Annotated in this window: 8 protein-coding genes; 5 read left to right on the forward strand and 3 right to left on the reverse strand. The window is 51.0% G+C overall.

The window, feature by feature from the left end:
- Position 1: 1 nt before the first annotated feature.
- Entirely contained in the window at positions 2-4,516 is a 4,515-nt protein-coding gene (gene gltB, locus I2I11_RS19885) for a glutamate synthase large subunit (protein WP_196269509.1), read from the reverse strand.
- Between the two features lie 421 nt (positions 4,517-4,937).
- Here gltB and I2I11_RS19890 point away from each other — a divergent pair, with 421 nt between their 5' ends.
- From I2I11_RS19890 to I2I11_RS19905, 4 genes are all read left to right on the forward strand, one after another.
- Complete coding sequence (locus I2I11_RS19890) at positions 4,938-5,966, forward strand: aldo/keto reductase (RefSeq protein WP_196269510.1); 1,029 nt, start codon at positions 4,938-4,940, stop codon at positions 5,964-5,966.
- A gap of 436 nt (positions 5,967-6,402) precedes the next feature.
- The gene (locus I2I11_RS19895) at positions 6,403-7,734 is read left to right on the forward strand and encodes a TolC family protein (RefSeq protein WP_196269511.1); all 1,332 of its coding nucleotides are present in this window, start codon (positions 6,403-6,405) and stop codon (positions 7,732-7,734) included.
- A gap of 17 nt (positions 7,735-7,751) precedes the next feature.
- Positions 7,752-8,903, forward strand: a complete 1,152-nt coding sequence (locus I2I11_RS19900; RefSeq protein ID WP_196269512.1) for an efflux RND transporter periplasmic adaptor subunit — start codon at positions 7,752-7,754, stop codon at positions 8,901-8,903.
- Between the two features lie 26 nt (positions 8,904-8,929).
- Positions 8,930-12,133 carry an efflux RND transporter permease subunit gene (locus I2I11_RS19905; RefSeq protein ID WP_196269513.1) on the forward strand — a complete coding sequence of 1,068 codons (3,204 nt, stop codon included), beginning with the start codon at positions 8,930-8,932 and terminating at the stop codon, positions 12,131-12,133.
- A 310-nt stretch (positions 12,134-12,443) separates the two neighbouring features.
- On the opposite strand, the gene I2I11_RS19910 is transcribed toward I2I11_RS19905, so the two are convergent.
- The gene (locus tag I2I11_RS19910; protein WP_196269514.1) at positions 12,444-13,904 is read right to left on the reverse strand and encodes an AAA family ATPase; all 1,461 of its coding nucleotides are present in this window, start codon (positions 13,902-13,904) and stop codon (positions 12,444-12,446) included.
- Between the two features lie 158 nt (positions 13,905-14,062).
- A complete protein-coding gene (locus tag I2I11_RS19915; protein WP_196269515.1) occupies positions 14,063-14,935 on the reverse strand; it encodes an SDR family oxidoreductase in 873 nt (290 codons plus the stop codon).
- Positions 14,936-15,138: 203 nt separating this feature from the next.
- Between I2I11_RS19915 and I2I11_RS19920 the strand changes: the two genes are divergently transcribed.
- Positions 15,139-15,564 (forward strand): nuclease A inhibitor family protein, encoded by a 426-nt coding sequence (locus I2I11_RS19920; RefSeq protein WP_196269516.1) that lies wholly within the window; start codon positions 15,139-15,141, stop codon positions 15,562-15,564.
- The last annotated feature ends 63 nt before the right edge of the window (positions 15,565-15,627 follow it).

Genomic DNA, 15,627 nt, shown 5'->3' on the forward strand with positions numbered 1-15,627 from the left:
TTCAAATAGCTTTTCTCAATGGATTATTTCTTTCGGCAAGTACGGCTTTATACTCCTGCGGAATCACTTTTACAAAAGCCCTTACAGCCTGCTCCCAGCGTTCCAGGATAGCAGCGGCGACAGCACTACCGGTATACTTTACATGATTTTCCAGCAGCTGGCGCAGCATCCGGTGGTCTTCAAAAGCTACAGGGTCCAGGTCAACCATCTCCCTGTTGCAGTGTTCCTGCAATTGCTGATCGGGATCATATACAAAGGCCAGCCCGCCGCTCATGCCGGCAGCAAAGTTGCGCCCCAGGGCTCCCAAGATAACCACCACACCACCGGTCATGTATTCGCAGGCATGGTCGCCTGCTCCTTCCACCACAGCTTTGGCGCCGGAGTTACGCACGGCAAAGCGTTCGCCGGCCATGCCATTGATGTATACTTCGCCGGAGGTAGCGCCATACAGCGCCACATTGCCGATGATGATGTTTTCTTCGGGTTTGTAAGCGGATGTTCTGTCGGGGTGCACCACCAGGTGTGCGCCCGACAAACCTTTACCGAAGTAGTCGTTGGCTTCCCCTTCCAGGTCCAGGTGCAGCCCCGGCGCCCCGAAGCATCCGAAGCTCTGACCGGCCGAACCTCTGAACCTGAAATGAATGGTCTTTTCAGGCAGGCCAGCTTTTTTATACTTCTTGGAGATCTCATTCGAGAGAAGCGTGCCCACGCATCTGTCTATGTTCTTTAAGTTGAAGGATGCCTGAACAGGTGTTCCGTGGTCAAGGGCTGCTCCGGCTGCCTGCAGCAATTGCCAGTCCAGCACCTCCTCGAGTTTATGGTCCTGCTCCATTTGCTTATACAGCCCCACTTCAGGGCCTGCAGGCTGTTTATACACCAGGCGGCTCAGATCCAGATCTTTCATTTTCCAGGAGCCGGCATCTTCTCTCACTTTCAGTACATCGGCCTGCCCCACCATCTCATTAATAGAGCGGAAGCCCAGCGCAGCCATGTGCTCGCGCAGATCCTCAGCCAGGAACAGGAACAGGTTTACTACATCCTCAGGCTTGCCCGTAAACAAAGCCCGCAGCTCCGGATTCTGGGTGGCAACACCTACCGGGCAGGTATTCATGTGGCACTTGCGCATCATGATACAGCCTTCCACAATCAGGGCAGCCGTGGCTACGCCCCATTCTTCGGCGCCCAGCAAGGTGGCAATCGCCAGGTCGCGGCCGGTGCGTATCTGGCCGTCCGTCTGCAGCACAACACGGCTGCGGAGGTTATTCTTCACCAGCGTCTGGTGCGCTTCTGCCAGGCCTAATTCCCAGGGCACACCGGCGTGGCGGATAGAACTGATAGGCGAAGCGCCCGTACCGCCGTCATGGCCGGAGATGAGTACGACATCGGCTTTGGCTTTGGCCACACCCGCCGCTACCGTGCCCACACCTGCTTCCGCTACAAGCTTCACGTTGATGCGGGCAGCACGGTTTGCATTTTTCAGGTCAAAAATAAGCTGCGCCAGGTCTTCTATAGAATAGATGTCGTGGTGCGGTGGCGGCGAAATAAGGCCTACCCCCGGCGTGGAGTGGCGTACGCGTGCAATCCAGTCATCAACCTTGTGGCCGGGCAACTGGCCGCCCTCGCCTGGCTTGGCACCCTGCGCCACTTTGATCTGCAGTTCATCTGCATTGGCCAGGTAATAACTTGTAACTCCAAAACGGCCCGAGGCCACCTGTTTGATAGAAGAGCGCTCAGAATCACCGTTTGGTTTTATTTCGAAACGAACATCATCTTCCCCTCCTTCTCCGCTGTTGCTCTTGGCTCCAATACGGTTCATGGCAATGGCCAGCGTGCTGTGCGCCTCATAAGAGATAGATCCGAAGGACATGGCCCCGGTGGCAAAGCGCTTGAGTATACTTTCCACTGGCTCTACCTCCTCTAATGGCACCGGCTGGCGCTCACGGAAATCCAGCAGGCTGCGCAGTGTTATCGCATGCCTGTTCTGCTCGTTTATAAGGCGGGCGTATTTCTTGTACAGCCCGTAATCGCCGCGTTTGGTAGAGTATTGCAGCAGGTGAATGGTTTCGGGGTTCATGAGGTGGGCTTCGCCATCGCGTTTCCACTGGTAAAACCCGCCTACCGGCAATCTCGGGGTGAAATGCTGCGCATAAACATACCTGTGCCGTACCAATACCTCCTGCGCAATGCCGTCAAAGCCAATGCCGCCGATACGGGAAACCGTTCCTTCGAAGCAGGAATCTATTACTTCCGGGCTCAGGCCCAGGCACTCGAATATCTGGGAACCCTGGTAAGACTGAAGCGTGGAGATACCCATTTTCGACAGGATCTTTAACAGGCCATTGCCGATTGCCTTCACGTAGTTTTGCAGCGCCTCTTCATCTGTTAAGCCGCTCCTGAGCTCCTCTTGTTTGTTCAGCGACAGGATTGTTTCAAAAGCCAGATAAGGATGCACAGCGCTGGCGCCGTAGCCAATCAGTGTGGCAAAGTGGTGCGTTTCCCACACATCCCCGGCTTCCACAATAATACTGGCTTTGGTCCGGATGCGGTGGCGGATAAGGTGATGCTGCAGGGCACCCGTAGCCAGCAGGGATGGGATAGGCGCATGCGCGTCGTCAACAGCTCTGTCAGACAGCACCAGCACATTATATCCTGCGGCAATGGCTTCTTCGGCTTCGCGGCAAACCCGCGCAATGGCTTCAGCCAGCCGGAATGGCTGCCCGTCTGCATTAAAAACGATTGCGATTTCCTTGTGCAGGTATCCGTACTGATCCAACTGCTTCAGGGTAATCATATTTTCATGCGTGAGCACGGGCTGCGAAATGTGTATCTGGCTGCAATGCCTTGGCGATTCAGACAATATGTTCTGTCCTGAGCCTACCCGCGTAAACAATGACATCACCATACGCTCCCGGATAGGGTCGATAGGAGGATTGCTTACCTGTGCAAACAGCTGCTTAAAGTAATGCGACAGGTGCTGGCTCTGGTTGGAAAGTATAGCCAGCGGTGTGTCGGCGCCCATGGAGCCGATGGGCTCTTTGCCGCCCCCGGCCATAGGCGCAATCACCACTTTCAGATCTTCTGAAGTATAGCCGTATACCTGCTGGCGCTGCAACAGGGTGTCCTCCTGCAGTTCAAAAGCGGGTACTCTGGGCGGCAGCATCTCGCGCAGTTTCAGGCGATTGTGGCGCACCCATTCCATGTATGGCCTGCGGCAGGCTACTTTATCTTTAATTTCTTCGTCTTCGATAACCCTGCCCTGCTCCAAATCCACTATAAACATTTTGCCGGGCTGCAGGCGGCCCTTCTTTATCACTTTAGCAGGGTCTACGGGCAGTGCGCCGGCCTCCGAGGCCATGATAACGGTGCCATCAGAGGTGATGCAGTAACGGCAGGGACGCAGGCCGTTACGGTCGAGCATGGCTCCTACCATTTTGCCGTCCGTAAAGCAGATCGCCGCCGGGCCGTCCCAGGGTTCCATCAGCGAGGCATGAAACTTATAAAAGTCCTTCTTCACCGGCGACATCAGGTCGTTGTGTTCCCAGGCTTCGGGCACCATCATCATCAGGGCATGCGGCAGCGAACGGCCGGCCAGCACCAGCAATTCTGCCAGGTTGTCGAAGTTAGCCGAATCGGAGTGGCTGGCATCGCAGATAGGCAGCAGCATGTTGAGCTCTTCTTTGGTGAACAGGTCGGACTCCATCAGCACTTCTTTCGTCTTCATCTTGTTCACGTTGCCCCTGATGGTATTTATCTCCCCGTTGTGGGCAATAAACCGGAACGGCTGTGCCAGCTTCCATCGCGGGAAGGTGTTGGTGGAGAACCGGGAATGCACCAGGGCAATGGCTGACTCAAGGCGTTCGTCCTGCAAATCCTTATAATAGGTCTTTACCTGATCAGTGCGCAACTGGCCTTTGTATATGATCACCCGGCCGGAAAGGCTGGCGAAATAGAATTCGCTTTCGTTGCCCCCCATCATGCTGCCCACCGTGTGGGTGCTGTAGTTGCGGAACACGTATAGTTTTCGCTCCAGCGCATCAGAATGAATGCTTTCATCTGCGGGCCTTACAAAGAGCTGCTCAATTCTGGGCTCATTGGCCAGTGCTGTTGCGCCTATTCCGGTGCGATCAACGGGCACTTCCCGGTAGCCAAGTATAAGCAGGCCCAGCTTCGCAGCAGCTTCGCGCACTACCTGCCGGCATTGCTCCTGCAATTCCGGTTGTGCCGGAAAAAACACCATCCCGACTCCATAATGCCCCGGCAAAGGAAGTTCAAAGCCAAGCTGGCGGCACTCTTCGGCCAGGAACGCATGCGGCAGCTGAAAAAGGATGCCGGCGCCGTCGCCGGTTTCGGGCTCACAGCCACAGCCTCCTCTATGCTCCATGTTCTCCAGCATTACGAGCGCGTCGGCGATGGTAGCATAAGTTTTTTTCCCGGCAAGGTTGGTCAAAAAGCCAATGCCGCATGCATCATGCTCCGCCTGCGGGAGATAAAGCGAGTTATCTTTTTCTATTGTCATGGTCTGGTACAAGGATAATTTACCTCAAAATAAAGGCTGAGGCCTCTGTTTACTAAATGATCACTTTCGATTAGGACGGGGGTACTTAACACCTGAAGTAAATGGATTTAAAAGCCCTGCAATATAGTATGAGCAGCGCGAAAATAGCAATGCTGATATTTAAATAAACAGACATTTTATGGTGTGATTATTAAAAACTACGGGCACTTGTGTCGTAAACATCAACAATATAAGGACAATTTTACAAAAATGAAAAAATATGTTGCTAAACCTTAACTTTATTTTGTGAAGGCAGCAGAGACAGGGGCTGGCGGCTTGTATCAAAGTGCCCGGAATGCTACCCGTTATCTCTCCTCCACAAAACTTTTATGCCGCTGTGCGGTTAAGAAAACCTGAGACTTTAACACTTTAAATTATACCTATGAAATACAACTTACTGGGCGATACAGGCGTGCTGGTTTCGGAGCTCTGCCTGGGCACCATGACGTTTGGCGGCAAAGGCTACTGGGAAGCCATAGGCCAGCAACAACAGGAAGAAGTAAACGAGCTTCTGAAGACTGCCGTAGATGCGGGCATTAATTTTATAGATACCGCCAATGCTTATTCTTTCGGACAGTCGGAGGAGCTGCTGGGCAAAGGACTACGGCAGAACGGCCATGCACGCAACGAGCTTTTTATCGCTACCAAAGTGCGCAGCCGCATGGCTGAAGGCGTAAACCAGGTCGGCTTGTCGCGCTACCACGTGTTTCAGTCGGTGGAGGACAGCCTGCAGCGCCTGCAAATGGACCACATCGATCTGCTGTATGTGCACGGCGTGGATGCGGCCACCTCGGTAGAGCAGATCATGCACACGCTGCACGATCTGGTGGTGTCGGGCAGGGTGCGCTACATTGGCGTCTGCAACTGGCCTGCGTGGATGGTGATGAAAGCCCAGGATATAGCCCGAAAGCATGGCTGGCATGAGTTTATCGGGATGCAGTATTTCTACTCCATCGCCAACCGCGACTCGGAGCACGACCTGCTACCGTTGGCCCAGGATCAGCACCTGGCCTTTATGCCCTGGAGCCCGCTGGCCGGCGGTTTTGTATCGGGCAAGTATACGCGCGACAACCAGAACACCGGCGGCGGTTCGCGCCGTGACAGCTTCGATTTTCCGATCATCGACAAAGAAAAAGCCTACGACATTATTGATGTACTGCAAGCAGTAGCCGAAGTCCACGACGTGTCAGCCGCCGAAATTGCACTGGCCTGGGTACGTCAGCAGCAGGGAGTGACCAGCACCATTATCGGGGCAAAGCGCGCAGATCAACTCACCTCTAATATACATTCTACCCAAATACAACTTAGCGCGGAAGAACTGCAGAAACTGAATGAGGTAAGTGCGCCACCTAAAACCTATCCCGGCTGGATGGTGGAGCGCCAGATGGGTAACCGCTATCCCGAATCATAAAGATCAGTCTAGGTATAGCCTGCGCTAAAGCTTACGTGCGGCAAGGCTATACTTACCTTTGGTCACTTATCTTTCCTCAGGTTCGGAAGGATACCTTTTATAGTTATACTAGCTATACTTAACAGTTTATCTATTTAAGGCAGCAGGTGACATGCTGTACCGGGCAGCTGAAGCCGCTGGGTTGTCATTTTATCCGGCAGCCGCTGCCGGTATTTATGAGCATACAGATGCTCCGGATCGGATAGGAAAACCACATCAATGTTTACACCTTTATTTATAAAGAACATGACGAGGTGCTGCATCCTATATAAAATCAGGCTAACTTTGCCCGGATTTAACCTGAACAGCCTGCAACCAGCAGGCTGCCGTACCTGCACTTTACCAGGCATCAGCCTTGGTTTTATGTTTTTATCACTATAAAGCGCATACAGAATACATGAATGCAACGAAATGTTTTATGCCGCTGCTACTGGGGCTCCTGCTCTACCCTGCTTCCCTATTAATGGCGCAAACGAACGCCGCGCTCCCCAATGACTCCCTTACGCTGGACCAGTGCGTGGCTTATGCCCTTAAAAACAGGGCTGCCGTGGAGCAGGCCCTGATAGATGAGGCCATTGGCGAGCGGGAAATCAAAGCAAACCTTGCCGGCTGGCTCCCGCAGGTTTCTGCAAAATATGGCGGCACCCACCTCTTTAAATTGCAGCAGCAGCCGTTTGCAGGCGAGATTCGCACGTTAGGCCAGAAGTATACTTCTAATGTTTTGCTGGAAGCTACCCAGACGCTATACAGCAGCGAGTTGCTGCTAGCCTCCAAGGCAGCACGCTATACCCGGCAGCAACTGGATCTGGACATCCGCCAGAATAAAATAAATACGGTGGTAGATGTCAGCAAGGCTTTTTACGATGTTCTGCTGACGCAGGAACAACTCCGGATTCTGGATGAAAACCTGGCCAGGCAGGAAAAGCAGTACAACGATGCCCGCAGCCGGTTTGAGGTTGGCCTGGTGGATAAAACAGATTACCAGCGTGCCGCTATTACGCTGGCCAATATCCGCAGCGACCGCAACAGGGCGCAGGCAAGTATAAAAGCGAAGTATGCCCTGCTGAAGCAACTGATGGGCTACCCGATAGAGGCAGACCTGGAAGTGGCCTACAACTATAATGTGATGCAACAGGCCGTACTGGTGGACACAACCGAAGTAGTTAACTTTGGTAACAGAATTGAGCTGCAGCAGTTGCAGACGCAGCAGCAGTTGCAGCAACTCAACACTGCCTATTACAAATGGAACTTCCTGCCTACCATATCTTCCTACATCAACTATAACTGGCTATTTTTTAGTGATACGTTCGCTGGTCTCTACAGCCAGGCTTATCCTACTTCGGGCGTTGGACTGCAGGCATCCATCCCCATTTTTCAGGGCACCAGAAGAATTCAGAACCTTAAGATTGCCCAATTACAGGAAAAGCGCCTGGAGGTGGAAGCAGAAAATATGCGCAAAGCCATCAATACCGAATACCAGGCAGCGCTGGCCAACTATAAAAGCAATTATTATGAATGGATAACGCTGCGCGACAATGCACAACTGGCCCAGGAAGTATACGACATCATCAGGCTACAGTACAACGAGGGCATCAAAGCATATGTAGACCTGGTAGTGGCAGAAACAGACCTCCGCACGGCACAGCTTAACTATTATAATGCGCTCTATGATGTGCTGGCCAGCAAGCTGGACTATCAACGCGCTTTAGGTACGATAAATATCCAATAATCAGCAAAGAAGAAACAATGAAGCTACATTACGCATGGCTGCTGGCCGCCATTATGAGCCCGGCTATACTTGCCTCCTGCGGCGGGAAAGAAAATGCACAGCAGCAGCAGAACCCCGCTGCCATGGCTGTTCCGGTAAATGCTTACGAGGTAAAAAAACAGGACGTAACCGGCACCGATACTTATCCGGGCACCGTGGTACCGCTGCAGGAAGTGGAGTTGAGGCCACAGGTATCCGGCTATATCACTGACATTTATGTGCAGGACGGGCAGCGCGTTACCAAAGGCCAGAAGATGTATGAGATAGACCGCACCCGCTACGAAGCAGCTTACCGGCAGGCCCAGGCCAACCTGCAAAGCGCCCAGGCCAACCTCGAGAAATTCCAGAAGGACTTGGAGCGCTACGAAACCCTGGAAGCTAAAGAAGCCATTGCCAGGCAGCAGGTAGATTATGCCCGCACCAACGTGCAGACGGCCAAAGCGCAGGTTGCCGCAGCGCAGGCACAGGTAAGCAGCGCCGCCAACGAACTGGGTTATGCCGTTATCAATGCCCCTTTTGATGGCGTAATCGGTATCTCTAATGTAAGAGTCGGCGCGCAGGTGTCGCCGGGCCAGCCGCTGCTCAACACTATTTCTTCCATGCAGCCCATTGCAGTGGACTTTGTGATAAACGAGCAGGAAGTAGGGCGTTTCACCAATTATTTAAGCAATCCCAAATCGCAACCGGATTCGCTTTTTACCATCGCGCTGAATAACGGCGAAGTATACCCGCATGTTGGCAAGCTCATCACAGTAGACAGAGCCATCGGGCGGCAATCCGGCACCACAACTGTGCGTGTAGAGTTCCCGAACCCTGACCGCCGGCTGATACCGGGCATGACGGTAAATGTGCGCGTTTTGAACCAGGACATCGGGGAGCAGCTGGTTATACCTTACAAAGCCGTAACAGAGCAGCTTGGCGAATACTTTGTGTATGTCATCCAGGGCGATTCGGTGCATCAGCAGAACGTGCAGCTCGGCACCCGCTTCAGCGGCAACGTAGTAGTGCGCGAGGGCCTGGAACCGGGCCAGGACATTGTGCTGGAAGGCATCCAGAAGCTGCGCGAAGGCGCCAAAGTACAGGTGGGCACCGCCCAGGAAGCGCCACAGCAGGCTCCTGCAAAACAGTAATCTTTTAAAGATTTTCCCAAGGAAATATGATCTCAGATGTATTTATAAGAAGGCCCGTCACTTCCATCGTCATCTCCATTGTGATTGTGCTGGTGGGAGTTCTGTCTATGATGAACCTGCCGGTTACCCAGTACCCGGACATTTCGCCGCCCGTGGTATCGGTTTCGGCCAACTATACGGGCGCTGATGCGCTTACGGTTGAGCAAACGGTGGCCACACCCGTGGAGACGCAGATTAACGGTACGCCGGGCATGGCCTACATTACCTCTACCAACACCAGCACCGGCCAGATGAACATGGCTGTAACTTTTGAGGTAGGCACCGATATTGATATTGCCACGCTGGATGTGCAGAACCGGGCAAGTATAGCTGCGCCCAGCCTGCCGGAAGAGGTGCGCCGCCTGGGTGTAACCGTGCGCAAGCGTAACCCCAGCATCATGATGGTAATCGGTATTTACTCGCCGAAAGGAACCCATGACATTCAGTACCTGGATAACTATACCAACATTTTTGTGCGGGAGGCGCTGCTGCGTGTACCGGGTGTAGGCGATATCAATGCGCTGGGCCAGGACTTTAGCATGCGTATCTGGCTGAAACCTGATAAGATGGCGCAATACAGCATCAGCGCCAGCGAGATAACGGCTGCCATACAGGAACAAAACCTGCAGGTAGCAGCCGGCACGGTGGGCGCCAAGCCGCAATACGATGATCAGGCTTTTCAGTACCCGATAACCGTAACAGGCCGCCTGCAGACACAGGAAGAGTTCGGCAACATCATTATCCGCACAAATCCTGCCGACGGTACGCTGGTATACTTAAGGGATGTGGCCCGCATTGAGTTCGGCCGGTTTGACTATGGCCGGGCTGCAACCATCAACGGCGAGCCGTCGGCTATCCTGCTTTTGTACCAGGCGCCCGGCAGCAATGCCCTCGCCACGGCCGAAGGCATCTACGCCGCTCTGGATGAACTGAAAAAATCTTTCCCGGCTGACGTAGACTATGTGGTGTCGTTCGAGACGGTATCGGTCGTGCAGGTGTCTATCAACGAGGTAGTGCATACGTTGGTGGAGGCACTTATACTTGTTATCATTGTGGTGTTCCTGTTCCTGCAAAGCTGGCGGGCCACCCTCATTCCGGTGCTGGCCATCCCGGTTTCTATCGTGGGCACGTTCATCTTCTTTATCCCCCTCGGCTTCACCATCAACACACTCACCCTGTTCGGCTTTGTGCTGGCCATTGGTATTGTGGTGGATGATGCCATTGTGGTGGTCGAAGCCGTGCAGCATTATATCGATCAACAGGGCCTGTCGGCGAAAGAGGCCACACGCAAGGCCATGAAGGACATTACGGCTCCCGTAATCGCCATTGCGCTTATACTGGCCGCCGTGTTCATTCCGGTAGGCTTTATACCGGGCATTGTGGGCCGCCTGTACCAGCAGTTCGCCATCACCATTGCCATTTCGGTACTCATTTCTGCCTTTGTGGCTCTTACTCTCACGCCGGCGCTCTGCTCTCTGATGCTGAAGCCGATGAACGTGAACAAAGACTCCAAAGGGCTGAACAAGTTCTTCTACAAGTTCAACAACTGGTTTGAGAGAACAACCGCTTCTTACTCCCGCGGCGTACGCAAAAGTATAAAAGCCACACCGCTGGTGCTCATTCTGCTGGTGTGCCTTTATGCCGGTACGGTAGGCCTGTTTGCCACCAAACCAACCGGCTTTATACCGACAGAGGATGAAGGGCGCCTGTTTGTTTCCATCGAGTTGCCGGAGGGTTCTTCTGCCAGCAGAACCGAAGCGCAGCTGGCCCGCATGGGCGAGATTCTGGCTGATATTCCGGCTGTTAAAAACTATACAGCTATTGGCGGGCTGAATGCCATCAACTTCTCCTTTAAATCCAACAGCGGCACTATTTTCCTGCAGCTGCAGCCCTGGGCGCAGCGCGAGGACGAGGCCGAACAGTTGCAAGGCGTAATGGCTACCCTGAACCAGCGGTTTGCAGCTCTGAAAGAAGCAACTGTAATTGTGGTAGCCCCGCCAGCCATCCCCGGCCTGGGTAGTTCCGGCGGTTTCAGCTTTATGCTGGAGCAGCGGGCGGGTGGCAGCAGCCTGAAGGAGTTTGAGGCGGTGCTGGGCCAGTTCCTGGGCGCCGTGAACCAACGTCCGGAAATTGCACGGGCTTACAGCTTTTTTAACACCCGCACGCCCGGGTACCATGTGGAAGTGAACCGCGAAAAAGCAAAGCAGCTGGGTGTGAACATTGCCGATATTTATGCCACCATGTCCTCCCTGATGGGTAGCCGCTACATCAACGACTTTACCCGCTACGGACGTAATTTCAGGGTAGTGGCCCAGGCCGACACGGCTTACAGAATGGATATCGAAAGCCTGAAGCAATATTATGTGATGAACAGGCAGGGCGAATCCGTTCCGCTGAGCGCCCTGGTTACCTCGTCGGTGGTAGAGAATGCTTCCGTTATCTCGCACTACAACCTGTTCCGCTCGGCTGAGGTGATGGGCAGCGCGGCGCCGGGCTACAGCAGCGGCCAGGCCCTGCAGGCGCTGCAGGAAGTCGCGGCGCAGGTATTACCTGCCGGTTACAGCTACGACTTCTCAGGCCTGAGCCGCGAGGAACTGACAGCCGGCAACAGCACGGTTTATATTTTCTCGCTGTCGATTATATTGGTGTTGCTGCTGCTGGCCGCTTTGTACGAAAGCTGGTCGGTGCCGTTCTCCATCCTGTTTGCCATTCCGCTGGGCATGTTTGGCGCTATCCTGGCGCTTACGTTCCTGCCACGGCTGGACAACAACGTGTATGCCCAGATAGGTATGATTACGCTGATCGGACTGGCTGCTAAAAACGCCATCCTGATTGTGGAGTTTGCCAAAGAGCGCGTGGACCGCGGCATGGAGCTGATTGAAGCAACCATTGATGCCGTAAAACTACGCCTGCGCCCTATCCTGATGACCTCTGCCGCCTTTATACTAGGTGTGGTGCCGCTGGCAACTGCCACGGGTGCCGGGGCCGTATCGCGCCAGACAATAGGATGGGTCGTAATCGGCGGTATGTTGGCGGCTACCTTGCTGGCTATTTTCGTGGTACCAGTGCTGTTTGTAGTAATTACGCGATTGGCCTACGGCAAGCGCGGGCTGGCAGAACTCCGCGAAAGACAGCACCAACATCCCGATGATGAAGGTGGAGACCCGGCTTACGTGAACCCGCATCACTAACAGAACTTCTGGAGTTGGATAATACAAAAAGCCCCGGCCATTTGGTCGGGGCTTTTTGTATTATCCCTCCCCTAACATATCTGAGAAATCCAGCAAATAATCTTAAGAAAACAGCTCTATAGGGTAGTTGTCATTAATATGTAGAGTTGACATAGCTTAATCTCATAAACAGTATAATCAACCTAACGTTTCGGGTATAAGCAAAGGCGAATTTTTAAGGCAAATGTGTCCCCGTTTCAAAGCGCTAAACGAAGATAAATATTTAATCCACTCTGTACCCTTCCATTCATTATGCATTTGTTGGCTGTAATTATATTTTAAGTAGTGTCTTTTTAAGTAAGTTCAAGTGGAAGTTGAGCTCGTTATTGTCAATTATAATAGATCTGTTTTCTCCATGATGAAATTCCTTTGTGTAGTCATTTAAGTTAATCAAGTCAGGAAGAATTGGCTTAAGGCCATATAATGGTTCTGGTGAATTAGATTTACGTATTTTAGAAATTATGTCTCCTAACCAATCATTATTTTTTATAAACTCGAAATATTTTGTTTTTAACAGTGTTTCTAAAACTGGACGAATACATCTGATAACCTCTCTTCTATCATTTTCTGTTCTAACGGATTTCGTCTCAAATTCTATTATTGTTTGAAGGTCTTTTTTGTAGCCAGTTAAGGTCTCGAAATTGATATCATGTTCAGTTATAACACTCGAGTTGGAAACTTTTTCAATTTTTAAATTTAAAACACTCGTGAAGTCAAGTTTATCTTTAATTGACTTTGCAAAATGGATATCGTGCGTTAATAGGAAAAATTGCTCACAATTTATTGCTACACTTGAGAGTAAATTGATTGTACTTGTTTTCCTTTCCTGGTCAAAACTCGATAACGGGTCATCAATTACAACAATTTTATTAGTCGTGCCAGAAATTTCAAGCTTAGCTAGAAAAAAACTTAAAGCTATTGCGTTTTTATCTCCTTCACTTAAAGAGAACTTCGCATTCCCAGTTTTCTTTGATAAATCGGGTGCCTTAAATCGTAATATTTTACCATTAATTTCAATGTTTAAGGATGGTTTTAATTTTTCAGCATCAAATGAAGGTTCGGGATTTATTAAACTATGTAGCCGAACGTGATTTGTAAATCTTGAAAGTATTTTATTTGTAACTTGAATGTAGTTTTCAAAAATTGGTTGAGCATAAGCACTAAATTCACTAATTACTTTTTCGATGGCTTCACCATTTGTTTTGACGTTTGCTTTAGCTGTATTAAGTAGACTCTTATCCTTGGCTTTTGATAATTCATGTTTTTTTAAATTTTTTAATAGGTGAGTTCTCTTTTTTAGAAGATTCCTGAATCGATTTCGTAATCCAACTCCTTTGTCTCCTAGAGTTAGCTTCAATAAATTATCTGTGTTCTTTTCATTTGAAATAGAGCTCAGGAATAGAAAGTCCTCAATAAAATGGATATCGAAAATCTCAATATTTTTTATTTGAGTGCTCCACACTTTATCTTTATACTCTACTAAACCATTTGATTTAATCAGCAACTTTATGTTAGCAGGTTCATTTCTATTGAACGATTGTTTCAATCGAATTAAGTCAGGTTTGTTCTTACTGATTGAATTCAGAATTGTAGCAAATGTTGTTTTCCCTGTCCCATTTGGAGCGTATAGAATGTTTATTTTACTAAAAACTCCATTCCATCCATTCCTAGAATGGGGAATGAAGTCTGTAAAAGTTCCAATATTCTTAATACTTATAATCTTCTCAATCATAGTTGCAGCCAACGTAGTGCTAAACGGAATTATTCCTGCTATACTACCGAATATAACGAGACAAACGGAAGTGCATTAATGAATATACTATACAGGTAGTAGTTAAGAAGTTCCATAAAGGTTTAACCTCATTCCTGCCCTAATTTAGCAAAACAATTTTACTGTCCTTTGCCGCGCATCTGCTTTTCCATGGCGTCCCATAGCTCCTGCGGCACCTGGTCGAAGCTGTTGAACTCGCCGGCGCCATACAGCCACTCGCCGCCATCTATGGTTACTACTTCGCCGTTCACAAACGAGGCATAATCTGATACCAGGTAGGCGGCCAGGTTCGCCAGTTCCTGGTGCTCCCCGAAGCGGCCTACGGGGATGCGCTTCAAGGGGTCCAGCGTGTCGGTTAGCTGTTTCGGAAACAGGCGCGTCCAGGCACCCTCTGTAGGGAAGGGGCCGGGCGCAATGGCATTGGAGCGGATGCCATACTTGGCCCACTCCGAAGCCAGCGAGCGCGTGAGCGCCAGCACGCCTGCTTTGGCACAAGCCGAAGGCACCACGTAGCCGGAGCCCGTCCAGGCATACGTCGTGACGATGTTGAGTATAGCCGCCTGTTGCTTTTGTGCAATCCAGTGCTTGCCCAGCGCCAGCGTGCAGTTGTAGCTGCCTTTCAGCACAATATCCGTTATCACATCAAAAGCTTTGTGGCTCAGCCGCTCGGTAGGGCTCACAAAATTCCCGGCGGCATTGTTCACCAGCACATCCACACGGCCAAACTTATCGAGCGCAGCTTGTAGTACCGCCTCCACCTCGTTATACTTGCGCACATCGCAGGCCAGGGGCAGCACCTGGCCGCCTGTTTCCTGGGCCAATTCCCGGGCGGTTTGTTCCAGCACCTCCATTTTCCGGCTGCAGATAATGGCATTGGCGCCAAGCTCCAGAAAATATTTTACCATCGACCGGCCCAGGCCTGTACCGCCACCTGTTACGAGTATGGTTTTACCTTTCAGGGCGCCTTCTTTCAACATAGGTTCTGCTTTCATAAGTATAAATCGTTATAAAGGTATAAGGGGCATTGCGCCGGCGGAAGCAACAAAGTATAAAGTTGATTCAGGAAACGCTTCTGCTTACAAATGGTAAAAACCGAAAGCTATTTCTGGAAAATATTTTAATTACAGGCTATATTTTTTCTGATTACGAAAGTATAAGTTTAATGATTTTTATCTTGAACTAAACCATTTTACTGATGAGAAACATGAGCAAAGAGGAATTGCAGCAAGAGCTGATGTCAGTGGCAGGCGGACTGCTGCTAAAAAGTGAAATTGAAGCACCTTTTGAATTTGTTTACTACAGTTTGCGGCCCGGACAGCAGTTTGCCCCAGAAACTGTGGCCGAATGGGCCGGCAAGCCCGCCGGAATGGCCGTGGACACAAAGAACCCGGAGGCATTCAGAAATAAAATCAAAGGCATTGTTCCCGTGGGCGCCACCTCCGGCGATACCTCCAGCCTGTACCAGCAACTGGCCGCTAAGCTCAACGAGTTGCTGGATGACGTGCAGGTTTACAGCATCACACAGATAGGAACGGAAGTATACATGCTGGGCAAAACCGGCACCGGAGCGTATGCAGGACTGAGAACAATGGCTATGATTGATGAGGCCACCATCGATTAAAAGCATTTTATACCTGAGAAGCGTCGTAGTTTTAACCAGTTATACCGGAAGTGCGGGGCAAAG

This window comes from Pontibacter rufus, assembly GCF_015694705.1.
Classification (GTDB): Bacteria; Bacteroidota; Bacteroidia; order Cytophagales; family Hymenobacteraceae; genus Pontibacter; species Pontibacter rufus.